Genomic DNA, 19,429 nt, shown 5'->3' with positions numbered 1-19,429 from the left:
GGGTTGGAATACAGTTGCAGCAAGTGGCCCAGCTGAACCAGCATGATAGCCAACTCGGAGCGCAATAAAGAATGATAGTATCCGGACGCGGGAGCTCTGTCTGTGGGGGGATTCGTCAGGCGTGTAGGGGAAATCACGGTCACCCGAGGAGGAGAGGAAGACGTGTGTCCGGCCATCCAGGCCATAGAATCGGATACTTAGAGGTGGCCGAAGGGACAGGTGTAGGATTGGCCTGGTCCTGACAGAACGTCAGGGAATGCTATCTGTTGCGGATGGCCAATTTTCTGAGCTCTCTCATCCCGTCTGCTCCAAGCTTATCGATAATTCTGGAGCAATATGATTCTACCGTTCGCACGCTGATAGCAAGCGATGCGGCAATCTCGGCGTTCGAATCGCCTTGGCCGAGCATGTGCATGATCTGAGACTCACGTTCGCTGAGGCAGATCTCCCCAAGGCTTTCTTGGGGGGGGAGGACGCTTGCCGCAAGGCTTTGCGCCGCACGTGGGCTGATAAAGCGCCGCCCCTTCAGAATTTCCTGGGCCGCCTCTAGGAGCACTTCGGATTTCTCCCGCTTGCTGACGTACCCGTTGGCTCCGGCGCCAAACGCCCTCTCGATGGCCTCAAAGTTTTCATGCATGGAGTAGGTCAGCACTGGAATACCACGTTCCCGCAAGTCAGCCATCAGATCGAGGCCGCTTTCGTCCCCCAGGGATAAGTCCACTATTGCTATGTCCGCATGAGATGCGCCAAGCAGCGCAAGTGATTCTGTCCGGCTTTCCGCTTCAGCGCTGATCGTGTGGCCTGCCTGAGTGAACAGCAGCGCCAAGCCCTGGCGCACGGCCGGGTGGTCGTCCACGAGGATTATCCGCATGCCGGTCTTCGTGTTCGATGTTGTTCCAGATTTGTGGAGTTGCACGGGATTCATTTTCAGGGACTCGTGTCGTGTGGCTCGTGCGTTACGGTGCGGATTGATGCGCCGTTACATATACCAAGGTCAACATACACGAAACGCTGATCATCCGGTAGTGTGTGAAGCGTGAGCCTTGGCGCGGCTGGCCGAACAAAAGGCGGTGCAGGTTACCAATGTCCCTCCTGTCGCAGTGTCGTCAATAGTGAGTATGCCTCCTATCAATCGAGCACGATGTTTCATGATGCCAATTCCCAGGCCGCCTCTGGTGTTTTTCGCCTTGCTCCGGCCTATCCCGTCGTCCCGGACCGAAAGGGTTACTGCATCGCCAGCGGTGCAGGTGAGGGTCACGTCGATTTTTCTTGCCCTGGCGTGCTTGACCGCGTTGGAGATGGCTTCCTGGGCGATCCGATACAGTTGGGTGATGTGCTCGTTGGAACAACTGTCGCACGCCTCTTTCTTGCGGAACTCGATGGATATGCCGCTCGAGTCGGCAAAACGCCGGACCAATTCCTCCAGGGAAGGACTTTCAGCTTTTGGATCGTGCTCCACGGGCCAGAGCCCGCGGGACAAGTCGTAGGCGTGGTTGACCGATTCATCCAAGAGCGTGGAGAGTTGGGAGAGCTCGGAAGGGTTGTCGAGGGTGGCAGCCAGTTTGCTTTCCAAGACCGAACACCGCAACCTGGCTCCGGTGAGTTGCTGGCAAAGGCCGTCGTGCAGGTCGTGGCTTATGCGCCGGCGTTCCTGTTCGCTGATGCTTATCACCTCGCGCTCAAGGCGCGCACGCTCCTGGATTTCTTCGACCAGCTTTACGTTTTTGCATTCCAGTTCCGATGACAATCTTTCAACTGCGGCAAAAGCTCTGGAAAAACGTAGAGACAGGGCGAAGGATTGAAAGAGGATGAAGGAGAACATTCCCACGGGGAGAAGGTATGCCGTGTGGATTGCTCCGAAATCGTTGAGCATGTCGTTTATGCCGACAAGTCCCAAAATAAGGAAGCCGGCAAGGATGAAAGTGGCACCTTCTTCTCCCTGGATCTTTGCATTATGCAATTTAATAAGGCAGTATAATATGAGGATAGAAGAGATGAGATAGTAGATTGGCAGAAGAGATGTAAATGCAATAGAAGAGAAAAGAATGGCAATTAGTGTAAATATGACTGCGAATATTTGCGACAACCGCATTAATAGTGTAGAAAAATACTGTGGATAAAGAGATTTAAAAAACAGGTACCCTACTGGGACGGAGAGGATAAAACATATCCAGGATATTCTGTCGATTATCACAAAGGGTGTTCCCGGAAGCAAGGAAAGTATCGCCCACTCGCTGCTGTCGGACGTTAGGTGATTGCCGGACCAGAGGAGGCAATAAAACCCAAAGTAGAGAGGTGGTATGTTCGATCTGCGAAACCCGTAGAGAGCCAGATGGTAGATACCCATGATCAAAAGGCTGCCCGTGAAGAAGAACGCTACCACTTTGGGGCGGGTATGCTCGGCCATGAGCAGGGCCTCTGGCCCCAGGCAAACGGAAGAGAGGATTCCTCCTTGTCTGTAAGTGTGGTTCGAGACCTGAAGAACTAGCTCGAGATCCGGCCTGTCGTTTTGGAAAAGCACCAGCACCGGGGAAGGGTTCGGAAGTTCCGTTTGGACGCTCTTGCCCACGGTTCCGCCCTGGGCGAGGAGACTGCCATTGAGCCAGAGCCTGAATGCGGAATTGATGCCGAGAAGGCGCAGGGCCAGGGCCGTGTTGATTGGAGCAGGGACGATCTTTAGCCGGAAGGTTGCATAGCCTTCACTTTCGACCGAGACTCCGTCCAGTTTGAAACCGTTCCAGGCGGAGGGAAGCGGAATGTAATTGATCGTCCCAGTGGGGAATGGCTTCGTGAAGTCGTCCGGGGTCAGCAGTTGGCCCCAATAAAATTCCCATTCGCCGTCAAGTTTCACCGATCCGTCACCAGTTGGGTTCCAGGAGGAAAGGTCCAGAATTCCCTGTTGGGCTGTGGGCGGCTGGGTAGTGGCCCAGGAGTGCCCGACAAACAGGACGGCCAGCAGCAACGAGGCAAGGATGACTTTTCGCGGGAGTTGAGCACGGCCCGCAAAGACCTCGTGAGAAAGCAAGGTCCAGGCGGTGCCAAAGGCGGAAGGTTTCAGGGAACGATCCTGCAAAGCCAGGGAAGGCGTTTGAGTCCCGCCGTGAGCAGGGCCGAACCTAAGAATGTCGCCAAGCCAGTAAGGATAGGGCCAACCCAGGGATGCACGCTGTACCAGTTCAACCCGGCTCCGTGGCTGAAGAAGAGAGGTATTTGCCCGGTGAGCAGCATGAGAACAAGAATGTGAGACAAGAAAATACCGTAGGTCAGGCCGCTCAGCTCATGGACAAGCCAGGCCCGTTTCTGATTCGCAGCCGGTTTCCAGTCTTTGAAGAAAAGGAAAAATGAGGCTGCCATCAATACGGTCAATGGTTGCTGGTAATTGAAGAAAGTGGTGGGAAGCATGGTGTTGTCCCCAGTTGCCGCGAATTCTCCAAGGGCGGTCAACCCGGCGCAGGCGAAAAAGAGAAGCGCCAGAACCGGCTTGCCGCCGGGGATATTTACCTTTCTGGCTTTGAGCAGATGCCCCAGGACGAAGTAGCCGAAATAATAGGGAATGACCGCTCCGGAGAGAAAGCGGTTCAGGTCCTGCTCCCAGAGTAGGCGTGTGGCGCTGTTGAGGGCGGTCAGGCCGAAGGTGATGCATACGAAGATGGGGCCGTAATTCGAGGAGGCGTCGGAAAAGGCCGGACGCAGAAAAGGCGACATGAGGTAGACGCCCACGATCATGTACAGGAACCAGAGAGGGCCGGACCAGAGCCCTGTGAGGAATCTTTTGAAGAAACTGATCAGGTTCGGGTCAGAACCGGTCTGAATGCAGATGAGGGCGTAATAGATGATGGACCAGGCCAGCAGCGGGAGAAGTATTTTGACCAGGCGCTTGCCATAGAATTCCGAGAGAACCATGGGGCGAGTGGAACCAAGCATCAGGGCTCCGCTTATCATTAAAAGGATCGGCACGCAGAACAGGCACAGCGAAGAATAGACAAGCCCGGACCACACTTCGCTCGCTTTGGAGCTGTGCAGCAACGGGGCGGCGCTGTGCATGACCGTAACGCCAACGATAGCCAGGGTGCGAAGCAGGTCGAGGTATTCGAAGCGGTCGGCGGGCATGGATTGTAATGGAGTATCTGATGGAACCACAGCGGATCACCCCTTAAAACAAGCACTGGGAAACGGCAACAGGCATGTTGTTCGGTAAGAACCTGATGTAACACTGGACTTGTGCCAGATTGTCCGTAAGGGGGGCGATCCAAAATCCATACAGAAGTATAGACCGGGAAAGAGAACTCTACAAGACAAGGTGAACGAAAAAAAGGCGAGGCAGCGGGAGGTGTTGTGATGATGGGCGCGCCAACACTGCCGGTGGCGGGCCCTGTCGGGTGTGTTGGTAGGTTACTTCCGTCCGAGATCCTTGCCGATCTGATCGAGAAGGGGCATGGCCTGTTGCGGATTGTGAGCCCCAATGCTGCCGTCGGAAGTCACGCGGGCGAGCGCATCTTGAACACATCCGCCTGGGCAGGAGTCACGGGGCGCATAGTGTGGGCGGAAACGTGGAAGGGGTCCTTGGGCGTCTTCTGGGTGGCTCCAACCCGGTTGCCCATCTTGGCCATGTGGCAATCCACGCAGACCACTCCCTTTTGGGCATGGACGCTGCCATCGAACATGGCCTTCTGGGACGTATGGCAGCCAATGCACTGCTGGTCGCGGGGCAGTCTCAGGCTGGACTTCTGATGCACTGTGGCGTGGTCCAAATGGCAGGTGGAGCAGGTGACGCCCGAGGCCATGTGGCCTGAGCGCATGGTGTCGTGATATTGCTGGCGGTTCTTCTTCGCATCCTCGTTCGCCCAGAAGTTGGCTGGCTTGGTGGAGTAGGTCCAGAACTCCACTCGGTCCTGCAGGTCGGTCTGGCCGACCTCACGTTAGGACAGCATTTGCCATACGAAACCAGCTGCGCCGCTCAGGCCGACCAGCGCATGCATGGACATCTTGAGCCGAAGCAGCGCATAGAGTGCGCCCAATGCAACAAACAATGCGAAGACATCCGGTTTTCCACCGGGCAGGAACGTGTGCCAGGCGAAAAACACACCCAGTTTGAGGACGACGCCGACAACGGCTGCCGAAATGCCCGTCAACGCGGCGGCGAACTTCTTGTTGGATGTGATCGCCTCAATGTAGGGAGCCCCCGCGAAGATGAACATGAAGCTCGGCAGGAAGGTGGCGAACGTGGTGAGAAGGCCTCCAAGTATGCCAGCCTGCAACTGCGCGAGCGAACCGGGGTTGTTCCAGGCGGCGAAGAAACCGACGAACTGCGTCACCATGATCAGCGGGCCGGGCGTGGTCTCCGCAAGCCCGAGCCCCAGGAGCATGTCCTTCTCCGCGAGCCAGCCCATTTGGACCGCGTTGTCGGCGATGTAGGCCAGCACGGCGTAGGCCCCGCCAAAGGTGACGAAAGCCGCCTTGGTGAAAAAGAGGGATACCTCGGACAAGGCGTCGCCAAAACCACGCCAGGCGAGAACAGGTAGCACCACTATGCCCCAGACGGCCGCAAACAGGCCGACGACCTTGACGATGTGCTTCAAGGAAGGAAGCTCCTTCGCAGGCGAAGGCTCCTCCATCGTGCATTCCTTGCTCCCGGTGGCCCGATGGCAGAATATCTCGGGGCGAGTCTTGGCCAGCAGCGTTCCGGCAATGCCGGACAGCAGCACGATGGCCGGGAACGGGACATTGAAAAACTGACCCAGGATGAACGCGGCACCCGCAAAGACATACAGCACTCCGTGCTTCAGGGATTTCTTTGAAAGGCGGAAGAGGGCTTCGACCACGATGGCCACCACGGCGGCGGATATGCCGTGGAAAATTCCGGAGACAGCGGGGACGTGGCCCTTGGCGGCGGCCAGCCACGCTAGGGCGAGCATCAGGGCGATCGACGGCAGCAGGAAGCACATCCCTGCGATGAAGCCGCCCAGATACCCGTTGAGTCGCCAGCCGATGTACACCGCCAGCTGGTGCGCCTCAGGGCCGGGCAGCAGCATGCAGAAGTTGAGGGCGCGCAGGAACATGCTCTCGTTCATCCACTTGCGGCTTTCCACGATGTCCTTGTGCATCATGGCGATCTGCCCGGCAGGGCCGCCGAAGTTGATGAAGCCGAGCTTGAACCAGTAGGCGAAGGCCTGCTTCAAGGGGACGCTTGGCGGCGTTCCATGTTCATTCATTTTCAGCTCTCCCTGGCGGCTGAGAGAGGAAGACAAGCTCCGATTGCCCGTCGGAGCGGCGCAGCTCCGAGAATTCCACGACGGAATCCGCCTTGGACCACATGCCCACCAGGCCTTTCGGGGCGTAATCGAAATGGTGGACGATGTAGGGTTTGCCGTCCACGAATCCGGTGACTGTGTTGCCCCGCACCTCCACCGCCAGCTCTCGCCACAGGCCTGTTTTCACGGGCAGATGGGCGCTGGCCAGTTCGCTCCGGCGTCCGTCCTTGAAGGCAAAGAGGATCAGGTTGTCCTCCAGGGCATTGATGCGAAGCACCAGATACGTACCCGCAGTGCGGACGGCGAAGGCCAGGCCCCCGGCCTGGTCGATGGCCCCCGCCACGGGCCTCACCCTGAGGCTGGCCCGGCCGTCCTCCATGTCGGATCCTTTGGCCACTGCAAGGGGGAAGTAGAAGTAGGCTTCCACGTTATCCAGGAAGCGCTGGTACCTGCGTCCGGAGAGCCTGCCCATGAAGGAGGTGAATCCCTTGGACAGGCCGGTGGCCCATCTCGCGCCGTCTTGGCGCGCGATCTGGGCTCCCGTTTCGTCCAGAGCGCACTCCCAATCTCCCTGGGCGAGATGGAACTCCGGCAGGGGATTCTCCTGGCGTTTGGCGAGGAGGTCATAATCACCTTTGAAGAAGGCCTCCGTCATGGCCTCGATCTCGGACTGCCCGGATATGGCCATGTCCAGAAGGCGGCTCACCGCCATCAGGCGGCCCAACTGGTCGAGCGCATGCTCGGTCTGTTTGAAGGGCGCGCCTTTCAGGGTAGCGTCAAGCACGTCGCCGGCTGTGTCCACCGTGAAGCCCAGCCGGGCGAGGACTTTGGCCAGATACGTCACCCTCAGGCATTTTCCGGAGAACGTCCCTGCGCCTCCCGCGAAGCGGACCTTGATGTGGTTCTGCGAGGCGACTTCGCCGCAGAAGGCGTCGATATTGGCGAAATGGTAGCCGAACCTGGCCGAGAGGTTCATGTAGTCAGCTCCGAGCAGGGCATAGGAGTCTCCTCCGGGAGCACCTCCCCCGACTTCTGCCGTTGCTGACGAGGCCATGAGGGTCATGAAGCTCTTGGCGTCGAAGGCAACCGTGCCCGACCATGTGATGCCCGGGTGCGTGAAGCCTCTCCATATGGCGCACATGGGGGTGCTGCGCAGGTCCTCGGGCTTGATATCGTCGCAAGTGGTCAGGAACTCACGCAAGCCGCCTCCCAGGTCGACGCAATAGAGCGTCAACGGAATTTGGGCCTTGAGGCGAGCGACATTGGCTGCTCCCTCCGCGTTCTCGCACATGCCGAACATCTCCCGCATGGCCTTCTCATGGGTATAGCGGACGATGTCGTGGAGGGTATTGCATCCTGCCGGGGAGAACGTGTCCGCGTCGGGGTCGGTGAGGGTGAGAGGAGAGATCACGTCCAGGGCTGCCCTGAGGCGCACGTGCATGGGGCTGTCCACCACGCGGGAACGGGGCCTGCCGGAAATGGTGAGGAGGGCTTCCGCGCGTCCCTGGAGCACCCGGAGGTTCGACGCATCCAGGGTGACCTCCTGGCCTTCCGTCAGCAGTTCTTTGCATCCGGGCGCTGCGAAGAGCGCGGGGATGCCCATCTCGCGCGCAACGGAGGCAAGGTGGCTCGCGGCTCCACCCATGGCGGTCACGATCCCCCCGGCCCTGTCCAGCAGGGCCGCCAGTTCGGGCGCGGCATTGACGGCCACGAGGATCGCGCCTTCGGGAATGGTTTCTGGAATGGCCCCCTCCACATGGAGAACGGTTCCGCTGGCGACACCCGAGCTGGCGCAGACTCCTCCAGACAGCAGCGTGGGAAAATCGGAGAGGTCGAGATCACCGGCTGGGAGAGCCTGAGAAGAGACCTCCTCGGGAGTGTCCAGCGGCCTGGACTGGACGATGACGAGCCGGCCTTGCCCGTCCAGACACCATTCGACGTCCTGCGGGGATTCGAAATGCTCCTCGAGAAGCATCCCCATCCTGCCCAGTTCCAGCGTCACGTCATCGGAGAGCAGCGGCGTTTCAGTCGAAGCGCCGATGCCAAGGGGGGACCTGGAGATGCGGGTCGTCACCGCCTTGGACTCACCGGACACCAGCTTGTCGCCCAGACCTGAAACCGCGTCCAAGCGCATCGCCAGACCACCGTCCGCGCCGGGGTCGATGGTGTAGAGCACGCCGCTCACCCGGCTGTCGACCATGGTCAGGACCAGGGCGGCCATGGGTGCGTCACCATCGTCCAAACCCCACCGGAGCCGGTAAAGCACGGCGCGGGGCGTGTACTTGCTGGCGAACACTTCCTTGAGGGCCTGCCCGGCGCGCTCGAAGGGCACGTTGAGTACGGACTCGTACTGTCCCGCGAAACTTGCTGCCCCGTCCTCTCCAACCGCGCTGGACCGGACAGCAAGAAGGGCAGGGGCCACCAGTTTGCGCTTCAACGTTTCCAGGGCTCCGCCGAGAGCGGCCGACAGATCGGCAGGCAGATCGGCTTCCAGGATGGCCTGCCGGATGCGACCGCATCGGTTTTCCAGTTCCGGCAAATCCAATGGGGAAATCATTTCGAGTTCCTTCCTGGCGTATTCGTCGAGCCCGCTGTGCCTCATGAACGCCCGGAAGCCCTGTGTGGTGACGGCGAACCCATCCGGGGTCGGCAGCTTCAGCGAATTGTGGACCCTGGCCAGGTTTCCGGCCTTTCCTCCGACCTGTCGCGCGCTCTCCGGAGCGACATCCTCAAGACGCAGGATAAGGGGAGCGACATCCATTTCCGCAGGTGGATCGAAGGCGGCAAGGGCCTGGGCGAGAATCCTCCGCTGTGCTTCATCCAGTCCGCCGTGACGATTCGGCGCCAGATTCTCCAGCGAGCGGACCATGTAAGCGGTTGCTTCTCCGATGCTCTGCACGGTCTGGCGCGCCGCCCCGGAAGTAAAGACCTCGCCGCCGTAGTACGTCTGCTCCAGTGCTGCCAGCGCATCGAGCACTGCGTCGTTTTGTTCGAGCAGCTCCTTGAAGTGACGGTATTTGACGGTTGTCCTGTCGTCAGGGTCCACAAGGAGCTGACAGGCATTTTTCTTTTTCAGGAAGCCAAACAGGCTCATGTGCCACCTCCATACGGTTGTGCTGGCGCGATACGCCATGCTGCGGCTGTGGCCGCGCTCAGAACCAATGCTCCGCAGAGGAAGGCCCCGGAGCTTCCGAACAGGGCCGCTACCGCCCCGGCGGCCAGAGGCCCTGCAGAATGTCCCACATCCATCACGGACCCTAGCATTCCCATGGCTGCGCCCCGGTTTTCCTTGCGCGCCATGTCCGCCACGAAAGCCGACGAGGCCGAAGTCGTCACGGACAGGGCCAGCCCCAGCAGCACGGAACAGCCAACGAGGGAGGGAAAACCGGTGGCGAAGGCGATGGCCCCGCAGGCTGCGGCGGTCAGGGCGGCCCCCCACACCATCTGCCCGAGCCTTCCGTGGCGGTCGGAGAAGCGGCCGAAGAACGGCTTGGTCAGGGCCACAGTGAGCACCTGGGCCGAGAAGAGGATTCCCGTGAGCCAGGCCGGGTGTCCGAGTTCCATGGAAGCGATGGGCAGGAAGGCCTCAAAGCTGCCGTAGGCGAACAGGATGCCCGCCTCCAGCAGGCACCCGGCCAGGATTCCCCGGCTGGTGAAAAGCTCCCGCAAGCTCTCGCCCACGGGCGGGCGGCAGGCAGGGGCCGAGCTTTCCTCGAAACGGGGCATACGCCAAGCCAGGAACATGACTCCTGCTCCGGCCAGGCCGCACAGTAAGTACACGAACTCGAAGCCAAGCCAGAGGGCCGCCCCACCGATTGCCGGCGCGATGAAACGGCCAGCCATGGTGGCAGAGGAGAAGCCGCCGAGCTTCTCACCTTTGGAAGTGTCGAAGGCGTCGGCCACGGCGGCCTGGGCCACAGGCATGAACACCCCTGTGGCCAGCCCGTGGTAGAAGCGCGCCAGGGCCAGACCCCACACGCTTGTGACGAACAGGTAGGCGAACGGCGCGGTGGCGAAGATGATGGAAGAGACCAAGAGCAGCCTGCGCCTGCCGAACGCGTCCGAGCAGAATCCGCCGGGTATACTCACCAGCACCCCTGCCAGGGGTGAGAGTGCGGACACGAGCCCCACTGCGTCGGGGCCTGCCCCGAGGCTGGCGGCGAAAAGGGGCAGCGCTGGGTTCTTCGCCATTGTCGTGGACAGGATGGCCAGGAAACCCACCGCGCACAGGAACCTGAACGGGGAGACGCAAGTGCTCACGCCCTGGCCATAAGCCCCTGAATTTCACGGTGATAGCCAAAGTATCGGGCCATGGTGATCTCGTTCTTGCCGTACTTTGGGTAGGCCTTGAGGATTTCCTCGAAGCGCTCCTCGGCGTCGCGCGGGTCCCTGAGGGGCACCTTGCCCTCGGTTATGATGTCCACCAGCCTGTCCGCGTAGATGATGACGCGTTCCTCCAGTTTGTGGAGTGTGTAGTCCTTTTCGGGCAGGCCGAATTCGCGCGCTTCCGCCCCGGTCAGCCCTCCCCGGATGTGCTTCTCCATGACGGCGCACACTTCCGGAGGGAGCCCGAGCTTTGCGCCCATCTCTGCGCCGATACGCCCATGCTCCATGGCATGGGTCTTCACCTTGCCCAAGTCGTGGAAGAGTGCTCCCCGCGACACCAACGCCATGTCCAGCGGCACATCCACGCGTCCGGCGATGTCCAGGGCCAGCTCGGCCACGGCAACGCTGTGCTCGATGTCCTCTTCGGACATCCCCTGCGCGCGAAGCAATTCAACATCCGGCGTGTCGATCAAGGGGTGCATGACAGTCCTCCTGTGGGACATATTTCAAGAAGAGAGGGATCGCCGCGAACAGCACCGCGGCCATGAGGGGGAAGCTTACGCGGTATCCCATCCAGCCAACCAGAAGTCCAGCCAGAATGGGGCCGGAGGCGTGGCCCACGTCGAAAATGGTGCCGAACGCTCCCATGGCCGAGCCGAAGTGGCGTTCGCGGCACAGGTCCGCCACCATGGCAGCCGAGGAGGATGTCACCAGAGCCTCGCCAAGGCCGAAAACCAGACTCGCCGCAAGCAGCGTCCAGAAGCCGCCCATGAAGGGCACCGCCGCGAACGAGAACGCGCACAGCGCAAGGCCCGCCACGATGAGCGGCCTGCGTCCACGGGAGTCCGAGACGCGGCCCATCAGCGGTTTGGAGAACATGGTCACCACGATCTGCGCGCCCCATAACAGGCCCGCCTGGAATTCGCTCAGACCAGCCACCTTCACAGCATAGACCGGCAGGAAGGCCTCCAGGGCGCCCATGGTCATGTTCTGCACGCCTTCCATGGAGGAGGCAGTGACGATGCGTTTGTCCGAAAGCACTTCCCGGATGCCTTCCCGGAATTTGGCCAGGCGCGCCCCGAAACCCAGGCCGTGCTCGACCTTTTCTTCGATCCCAAGCGTCCTGAAGCCGAGGATCATGGCCGCCACGCCAGCAAGCGAGCTGAGGGCAAACACCAGCCGGAACTGCCACATGACCGGACCGCCATTGGCTCCGGTATCCAGGATGAACCCGCCGATGGGAGCACCGAGGAGTGTCCCGATGATGCCCACGGATGAGAACCAGGAAAGCAACTCGCCCTTGCGCGCCCCGGCCACGTCCGCGACCACCGCCATGGCCACGGGGCCATAGATCGCCGTTGCCAGACCATGCAGGAAGCGAACGATCACCAGCGCGGAATAGGATTCGATGAAGAGATACGCGAAGGGCATCACGCCGAAAACGACGAGCCCGGCCAGCATGGTGCGTCTTCTTCCGACAACGTCGGATAATGCGCCCGCCGGAAGCTTGAAGAAAATACCCGTCACAGTGGAGATACCCACGGCCAGCCCGATGGCTTCAGGGCCTGCCCCCAGGAATAATGCGAACAGGGGCAGTACAGGGTTCCTGGCCAGGGCGTAGGAGAAACGGGCCAGAAAGCCCACGGTGCAGAGGTTCTTGAAGGGGTCCATGGTGTAGTGTTCTCGTTGGCGCTGTCGGAAAGGAAGCCTCCGGCGGCCAAAGGCGTAGCCCTTTGGAATCCCGAGTAGGGTAGCCGGATTCTGCCTTCCCCTGGGAATGACAGGCATTCCCAGGGGAATTTCCAACTATGCGCCGGTTCTTAGTGTTTGGGCGCGGACCGGTCGTAGAAGATGGATTTGCCGTAAAACCCGACCGGGATGCCCATTGCCACCCCGGCCTGCATGTAGCCGAGGGCCCTGGCCGCAGCGCCCACTCGCTGCTGCACCCGATTGTCCAGGTTCAGGATGCTGGCGGTCTTGGCCGCCGAAACCAGGGCGCTGCCGATGTCCATCATGCGCATCATACAGTGCGGGCCGTCGTAGCCCATGGCCTTGTCCGTCATGATACGCTTCGCCTCGAATTCCTTGCAGGTGGCGTGGCCGCAGGCTCCGCAATCATAGCCGGCACCCAGGGACTTGCCCAGACCGACCAGCACCAGGGCGTGGCAGTTCTCGATGTTGGAGGCGTCCCTCAGCCAGTAGGCTTCGTTGGTGCTTTTGGGAGCATAGTCCTTCATGGCCTGGGCGATCTTCTTCAAATCTTCGTCCTGGCTGACCACAACGATCTCCAAAAAATCCTTGCCTCCGGCCTTGGGGGCTGTCCGGGCGGAAGCGGCCATGAGATTGGCCACCTGTATGGCGATGTCTTTCATTGCTGTTCTCCATTGGTTTGAGAGTAGGAAGCGAGCAGGGCGTCGAAGAGCGCCAGGGTCTGCTCCACAAGCAAGGCATCCCCGGGGATGCTGTGGACGAAACCGTCGAGCACCTGCTTGACGCCGGGCGCTTCGGCGGGACCTGTCTCCAATTCGTTCAAATCGATGGCCCGAATGACCTCTCTGAATCTGGACGGAATCCTCCAGGTGAGGCGGAAGGATTCGCACAGCACCTCGAAGGTGGTCAGGGATCCGACATGGGTGAATTCGGCGTCGGCCATGTCGAAACGGACCGTGCCCACTTTCTTAGCCGGTTTGTCTTCAGCTGGTACGAAGGCGATGGCCGCGTCCGGATCAAGGTAGCGGCGCACCAACCAGAACGAGGCCAGCCGGTCGATGTAGGGGCGCTCCCGGGTGACCCACACCGCGCCCTTGAAGTTTTCCGGTGAGAGTGCCGGCAGGGTGGGCGTCACGTTGGGAGCGGCTTCACCTGAGAGCAGCAGGGCCAGCTCCGCCACAAGCCCTTCAACACGCGCTCCGCGTCCGCTGGGGAAGTAGTCGATATCGCGAAGCGACCCTGCACGTTTGCCCAAACGCCGGTGTGCGGCTTCCAGATGGGCCCTGTCCGAAGCAGGTTGGCGGGCCTGATCCAAAAGCGGGAGCAGTTCCTGCTCCATGGTCTGCCAGTCCGCGTCGCGGGCCTGGGTGAGCTTAAGCGCTATGTCCTCGCCGCACATGTTAGCAGGGGGGGCTGTTTCCAAAAACAGGGCTTCGCCGCCCAATCCTTCCACTTCCTTGACCAGCCACAACAGCTGTTCGTGGAGGTCGGCACGAACCGGCAGGACATAGAAGGCGTTTTTTATGATCACAGCGCCAAGGCCAGTCAGCCGCCGCCAGACGCGCATGCGCCCGCTCTGGTTTTTGGCGGGCAGGGAAAAGGAGAAGAAAAGCCATTTGTCGTTACTCATGTAACACTAATTGTCATAGCTATAACATTTGTCAAGAGGTTTCTTTTTGAGCGACCGTGGCAGGCGGGTGTACGGGGTATAGAGGAGGCTTTCTGAAACACAATCTTCCCACAGGGAGAGAGGTGTTCGTCTTAGGCCCTGGGCGGGGTTCATCACTAAGCTGCAAAATGAAAGCGCCCGTGCGGATGCACGGGCGCAGGGAACAATGCTTCAGGGGAGAAGTGCTTGGCGCTGAGTCACTGACGCAAGCTTATCATGAGCAACGTAGCAGCGAAATAAAAGCCAGTAGGCAGGGGGCGCCCGATAACCGGTCTTTAGATCTTGTACCTGAAGCCCAAGGTGAATTTCCAGGCGTCTCCGCCACGGCTCTGCTCCACCAGCCTGCGGCCCCAGACCGAGCTGTCGAACTGTCCGTGGGCCCAGCCGGTTTCCATGATCAGGGCCAGGTTGCCGAAGATATTGTACTGGCTGTCGATGTTTACGGCGAGAACGTGTTCGGTGGGGGCGAGTTCGCGCCCCATCTGGAAGTAGTTGCCGTAGCCCCAGAGCAGCACTCCCTGGCGCAGGGCCTTGGGCGAATTCATGCCTTGGGCGAAGGTGAAACTCACACGGCTGGACAGGTCCTTGACCAAGGAAATCTTGTCCAGGGTGGCGATGAATCCCCAGGCCCCCAGGTAGTCCACACCCATGAGGCTCTTATTGAATTCCTGGGAGCTGTCGAAGAGAAAGGAGTTTCCTGGCCCCCAAGCGCTGGCGATGATGGGCATGCGCCCCGAGCCGTTCATGGTGTCTGAGTCCTCCCCAGAGGCGTACCAGAAGGTGAGCTGCGGGGTCAGCGCGTCGAACCCGGTGTATTCCGCGCCCACGTCCAAAAAACGACCCTTTCTCTTGTTGCCTTGGCCGTAGATGAAGTCGGCGTAGAATTTGAACGGGTCCAGCCTGGTGAAGGCAATGCTCCCGCCTATCCAGAGGTAGGGCGCCAGCGCGTTCTGCTGTCCGTGCGGCAGCAGGGGGTATCCGGCAGAAAAGAGGTTGCTGGCCAGGGTCTGGTTGGCGCCAGCGCCGCCAGCTCCGACGCTCGCAAAGGCGGCATTGCGCCCGGTCACGCCGATCATTGCCCAGGGAGTGGCCGAAAATCCCTCCCGGGTGATGGGCAGGCTCAGGAGGTAGGCGTCGAACTCGTCCGGCACCTGGGTGGTGGTCGGATCGAAGTCGCGATTGGAATCAAGGAATCTGTAAAATCCCCCTCTGATCGAGAGGGTACCGTCTATCACCGGGATGTCCACCAGGGCGGCAGTGCCGCGAACTCCGCCCAGCACGGGGTTGGCGCAGATCATGTCCGAGGAGATGGGCAGATCCAGGTCCTGCATGCCGATGGTGAATTCGATGCCGGTCCCCGGCCATTTGAACTGAATGAACGCCTGATACACGTCGATGGCCGGGATCGGGTTGTCCACGGTGTAGGTGCCGTTGCCCCAGGCCGAGTTGTTCACCCGGATGCCGAGGCGGAACTTGAGACCCTCGTCCGCGATGAAGTCCGTGCGCAGGCGAACGCGCTGCCAGATGGTGAAGGGGTCCGCCGTGCGGTTGGCGGTGGAGTTCCAGCCGGTGAAGTACTGGTGAGACCAGTAGTTCCCGTTGATGCGCACGTCGCCGATCATGAACACTTCGGGAGAAGCATGGGAAGGTAAGGCGGAAGCGAGCAGCAACGCAAAAACTGCGGACAGCAGGAACACGCGTTTCATGAGCGGCAAGTCCTCAGTTCTGAATGTGTGGAGAGCATGGCCGCACTTGTGTACGATTGTTAGCGTAACGAATCAACGTCCCTGTGGTCCGGCGTTCAATATTTCCAATCGGGGAGGGGTTTCAATGATCCCATGCTCGGCCAAACAGTCGAAGAAGCGGGAGAGGCCTTCCTGTTCTTTTGTGCCCAGGTCGTAGCTCAGGTGATCGAAATACCGCCTGATCTCGCCGCGGCTGAGCTTTGGTTTGGACAAGGCAGCCAGTCCGACAACCTCTTCAATGGCGGCCACTCCGGTACGCTTCGCCTGGCAGAGAAGCGCCGCTGCCTGGAGCACCCCTTCCGGGTCTCTCTGTGCGGTCTCGCGCCTGGCCACCCACACCCCGAAGACGAAGGGCAGCCCGGTCCAGTCACGCCAGACTTCGCCCAGGTCCAGCTGATAGGGGAAGCGCGGGTCGTGGCGCATGGCAAGGGCCTCGTCGCCTATGGCCAGCACGGCGGGTTCGTCCGCGCCCATGGCCAGGGACTGCCTGACCGAACCCGGTGCGGTCTTGAAGACCGGGCGCACGCTGTAGACCTTTTCCAACACCACGCGCAGAAGCGCAGCTGAAGTATGGGTTTCGGCTGTGACCAACAGCGGTTTCCCGTTAAGATCATCGGGCGGAATGCGGCTTAAGAGCAGCACGCTTTTGACAGGACCGCGGCTGCCGATGGCCAGGTCAGGCAGCAGGTAATAATCGTTGGGGTTGCGGGCGTACTCGATGGAGGAACAAGCCGAGAGGTCCAGCTTGCCGGCGCGTATGAGCCCGTTCAGCATGGCTGGCGGCCCGGAAACGATGTCGAATCCGTGTGTGATCCATCCGGCCTCGAGAGGATGGTAGATGGGCAGCACGTTCAGGTAGCTAATTCTGCCAAGTCGCATTGCTATACCTCTACGAGGCTGTAATCCATGGCCCTGCGGCGAGGGGTGAAGCCTGCATCTTCAATTGCCCGGCGTACGCCTGGTTCGTCCATGCGGAAGCGGACTCCGGCCGCGGCAACCACGTTTTCCTCGATCATGGTGGAGCCGAAGTCGTTGGCCCCGTAGAAGAGGGAAACCTGGGCGATCTCACGTCCCATGGTCACCCAGGAGGCCTGGAGGTTGGCGAAATTGTCCAGCACCAGGCGTGAGATGGAAAGCACTCTCAGATATTCCTGGGGCGAGCACTTCTCGCCACCCAAGGCTGTGTTGTCGGGCTGGAAGCCCCAGGGAATAAAGGCGGTGAACCCGCCGGTTTCGTCCTGAAGCCCGCGCAGGGCGGTAAGATGCTCTATGCGCTCGGCCCAGGTCTCCACATGGCCGAACATCATTGTGGCCGTGGTGCGAAGTCCCTGCAGATGTGCCTGGCGCATCACGTCCAGCCATTCGCGCGAGGAGCATTTGGCGGGGGCCACGGCCTGGCGCACGCGGTCCACCAGGATTTCCGCCCCACCACCGGGGATGGAGGCCAAACCGGCCGCCTTGAGCCTGGCGATCACCTCGGCCGGAGTAATCCCTGCCAACCCCGCGAAGTAGACGATTTCCGGAGGGGAGAATCCATGCACGTGGATGTCCGGATAGGTGTCGCGGATAAAGTTCAAAAGCGCTTCGTAGTAGGCAAGGCCCATGTCCGGATTGTGCCCGCCCTGCAGCAGTATTTGGCGCCCTCCGAGGGCCAGGGTCTCCTCGATCTTGCGTCCAAGTTCCTCCCGGGTAAGCGTGTAGCCTCCGGCCTGGCCCGGAGCCTTGAAAAAGGCGCAGAAACGACAGCCGCATTGGCAGATGTTGGTGGAATTGACGTTTCTATCAACCACATAGGTCACTGTCGAAGAGGGGTGGAGACGCTTGCGGACCCCGTGGGCCAGGCTGCCCAAAAGGGGGAGACTGGCGGATTCGGCCAGGGTGAGGGCATCCTGTGCGTCGATCCGCTGCCCGGTCTTGATTTTTCCGGCCACGGCAAGGATGTGCGCGTGATCAAACATGGCTGGCCTCCCGGAAGAGCCCGTCGCGCCGGACAGGGGTGAAACCGCTGGCCCGTATGGCCTGTTCGAGCTCCTGGGTGGTCAGGGCCTGGGCCGACTCGCTGCCGGCGTCGTGTCCGATCTTTTCCTCGACCACGGTGCCGTCCAGGTCGTCCGCTCCCCAGGAAAGGCACAGCTGCGAGAGCTTGAGCCCAAGCATCACCCAGTAGGCCTTTATGTGTGGGATGTTGTCCAGCATGAGCCTGGCCACGGCCATGGTGCGCAGCACGTCCATGGCTGTGGGTCCGTGTGCTTCCACGCCCAGGGGATTGTTGCCCGGCAGGTAGGGCAGGGGGATGAAGCAGACGAATCCCCCGGTGGCGTCCTGCTGCCTGCGCAGGGCGTCCATGTGCTCCAGGCGGTGGGCCGTGGTTTCCAGGTGTCCGAAGAGCATGGTGGCGTTGGAGCGAAGCCCGGTGGCATGGGCCTGGGCCATAACGGACAGCCAGGCTTCCCCATCGATCTTTTCAGGGCACAAGGTTTTGCGCGGGCCCTCGGCGAATATCTCCGCGCCGCCGCCCGGCAGCATGTCCACGCCGGCTGTCTTCAGGCGGGTGAGGACCTCGGGAATGCCAACGCCTGAAATTTTGGCCAGGTGATCCACTTCCACGGCGGTGAGCGCCTTGATGGACGCCTGGGGGTAGGCTTGGCGCACCCTGGCGGCCAGGTCCTCGTAATAGGCCAGACCCAGGGCCGGGTGGCACCCGCCCACGATATGCACCTCGTCCACCGGTCCGGCTGCCTCGAGCTTGGCCAGGGCTTCTTCAGGGGTGAGCACGTAGGCGCCCTCCTGACCTTCGTCTCGGCGATAGGCGCAGAAGCGGCAGCGGTTGACGCAGATGTTGGTGGGGTTGACGTGGCGGTTCACCACATAGTGTACGCGGTCTCCGTGCAGCCTGGTCCGGACGTAACCGGCCATGAGGGCTGGTATATGCGGATCAGGGCAGTCATAAAGGGCCTGGCCTTCGGGGAGGGTTAAGCGTTTTCCTGCCAGAACCTTGTCCAGCACGGGTTCAAGCCCGAAAGAGGCGATATAGGATCTATCCAACTCTGAAACCTCCAGCCAGCATGGCGGCCAGGCTCTTTGCAGCCCGGCGCGACGTTTCGGGATCATCAAGAGACAGATTAAGGCCCGTGTCCATCCAGGCCTGGGCCTGGGCCTGCACGAAGCGGTCGAGCACCGCGTCCAGGATGAATACGGCCAGGGCAACGTTCACGGTGACCGGAAGTTCGCCAGAAGCCTTGGCCTGTTCGATGAGGGGCGTGAGAAACTTGGCGGACAAGGCACGCACCTGGCCAAGAAATCGCTCTCGCAGGGGGAAGTCCTCGTTGAAAAGCATTTTGAGGTAAATGCGGTAGATGTCCGGGTGGGTGCGTACGAAGTCCGTGCCCACCACGAGCAGGCGTTCCAGGCGTATGGCCAGCGGCTGCCCCGTTGTTTCGTCCCTGGCCTGGCGCAGGAATCCGGAAAAGCTCTCCACTGCCCCGGCGAACACCCGGGCGAAGAGCCCTTCCTTGCTTCCGAAATATTTGAATATGGACCCTTTGGCGATGCCGAGGCGTGCGGCCAGCCGGTTCATGCTGGCACCGAGAAAACCGCGCTCGGCGAATTCCCTCTGGGCTTCAGAAAGGACCCGATGCTGTTTGTCGGGTGGGATGTTTTGAAATGTGGCGCTTGCTTCCATGGTGACTCCCGGATAAGGTGACCGGGTGGTCACCGATACTCCCCCA

At 60.8% G+C, this 19,429-nt stretch carries 16 protein-coding genes; all 16 read right to left on the bottom strand.

What is annotated here, in order from left to right; all coding sequences use genetic code 11:
• Positions 1–259: 259 nt before the first annotated feature.
• Entirely contained in the window at positions 260–925 is a 666-nt protein-coding gene (locus tag HY795_10050) for a response regulator transcription factor (GenBank protein MBI4805564.1), read from the bottom strand.
• Positions 926–1,015: 90 nt separating this feature from the next.
• Entirely contained in the window at positions 1,016–3,025 is a 2,010-nt protein-coding gene (locus HY795_10045; GenBank protein ID MBI4805563.1) for a sensor histidine kinase, read from the bottom strand.
• Positions 3,026–3,054: 29 nt separating this feature from the next.
• Entirely contained in the window at positions 3,055–4,110 is a 1,056-nt protein-coding gene (locus HY795_10040; protein ID MBI4805562.1) for an acyltransferase family protein, read from the bottom strand.
• A 368-nt stretch (positions 4,111–4,478) separates the two neighbouring features.
• Positions 4,479–4,886, bottom strand: a complete 408-nt coding sequence (locus tag HY795_10035) for an ammonia-forming cytochrome c nitrite reductase subunit c552 (GenBank protein MBI4805561.1) — start codon at positions 4,884–4,886, stop codon at positions 4,479–4,481.
• Between the two features lie 33 nt (positions 4,887–4,919).
• Positions 4,920–6,212, bottom strand: a complete 1,293-nt coding sequence (chrA, locus tag HY795_10030) for a chromate efflux transporter (protein MBI4805560.1) — start codon at positions 6,210–6,212, stop codon at positions 4,920–4,922.
• Positions 6,205–9,345 (bottom strand): pyruvate, phosphate dikinase, encoded by a 3,141-nt coding sequence (locus HY795_10025; protein ID MBI4805559.1) that lies wholly within the window; start codon positions 9,343–9,345, stop codon positions 6,205–6,207. Before HY795_10025 ends, chrA begins: the two co-directional genes overlap by 8 nt.
• Positions 9,342–10,511 (bottom strand): MFS transporter, encoded by a 1,170-nt coding sequence (locus tag HY795_10020; GenBank protein MBI4805558.1) that lies wholly within the window; start codon positions 10,509–10,511, stop codon positions 9,342–9,344. Before HY795_10020 ends, HY795_10025 begins: the two co-directional genes overlap by 4 nt.
• On the bottom strand, positions 10,508–11,059 hold the full coding sequence (locus HY795_10015) for an HDIG domain-containing protein (protein ID MBI4805557.1): 552 nt from the start codon (positions 11,057–11,059) through the stop codon (positions 10,508–10,510). Before HY795_10015 ends, HY795_10020 begins: the two co-directional genes overlap by 4 nt.
• Positions 11,028–12,248, bottom strand: coding sequence for an MFS transporter (locus HY795_10010; protein ID MBI4805556.1), 1,221 nt, complete (start codon positions 12,246–12,248; stop codon positions 11,028–11,030). Before HY795_10010 ends, HY795_10015 begins: the two co-directional genes overlap by 32 nt.
• 149 nt (positions 12,249–12,397) lie before the next feature.
• Positions 12,398–12,949: a hypothetical protein gene (locus tag HY795_10005; GenBank protein ID MBI4805555.1), complete on the bottom strand. Its 552-nt coding sequence runs from the start codon at positions 12,947–12,949 to the stop codon at positions 12,398–12,400.
• Positions 12,946–13,917, bottom strand: coding sequence for a chromate resistance protein (locus tag HY795_10000; GenBank protein ID MBI4805554.1), 972 nt, complete (start codon positions 13,915–13,917; stop codon positions 12,946–12,948). The genes HY795_10005 and HY795_10000 overlap by 4 nt, the downstream gene beginning before the upstream one ends.
• Before the next feature lie 314 nt (positions 13,918–14,231).
• Positions 14,232–15,662, bottom strand: a complete 1,431-nt coding sequence (locus tag HY795_09995) for an outer membrane homotrimeric porin (GenBank protein ID MBI4805553.1) — start codon at positions 15,660–15,662, stop codon at positions 14,232–14,234.
• 72 nt (positions 15,663–15,734) lie between these two features.
• Entirely contained in the window at positions 15,735–16,580 is an 846-nt protein-coding gene (locus HY795_09990) for a menaquinone biosynthesis protein (GenBank protein ID MBI4805552.1), read from the bottom strand.
• A 2-nt stretch (positions 16,581–16,582) separates the two neighbouring features.
• Positions 16,583–17,659 (bottom strand): dehypoxanthine futalosine cyclase, encoded by a 1,077-nt coding sequence (mqnC, locus tag HY795_09985; protein ID MBI4805551.1) that lies wholly within the window; start codon positions 17,657–17,659, stop codon positions 16,583–16,585.
• Positions 17,652–18,812, bottom strand: a complete 1,161-nt coding sequence (mqnE, locus tag HY795_09980; GenBank protein MBI4805550.1) for an aminofutalosine synthase MqnE — start codon at positions 18,810–18,812, stop codon at positions 17,652–17,654. The genes mqnC and mqnE overlap by 8 nt, the downstream gene beginning before the upstream one ends.
• On the bottom strand, positions 18,739–19,383 hold the full coding sequence (locus HY795_09975; GenBank protein ID MBI4805549.1) for a TetR/AcrR family transcriptional regulator: 645 nt from the start codon (positions 19,381–19,383) through the stop codon (positions 18,739–18,741). Before HY795_09975 ends, mqnE begins: the two co-directional genes overlap by 74 nt.
• Positions 19,384–19,429 lie beyond the last annotated feature (46 nt).

Source organism: Desulfovibrio sp. (assembly GCA_016208105.1).
Classification (GTDB): Bacteria; Desulfobacterota; Desulfovibrionia; order Desulfovibrionales; family Desulfovibrionaceae; genus Fundidesulfovibrio.
This window is presented reverse-complemented; position numbering and strand designations above follow the sequence as displayed.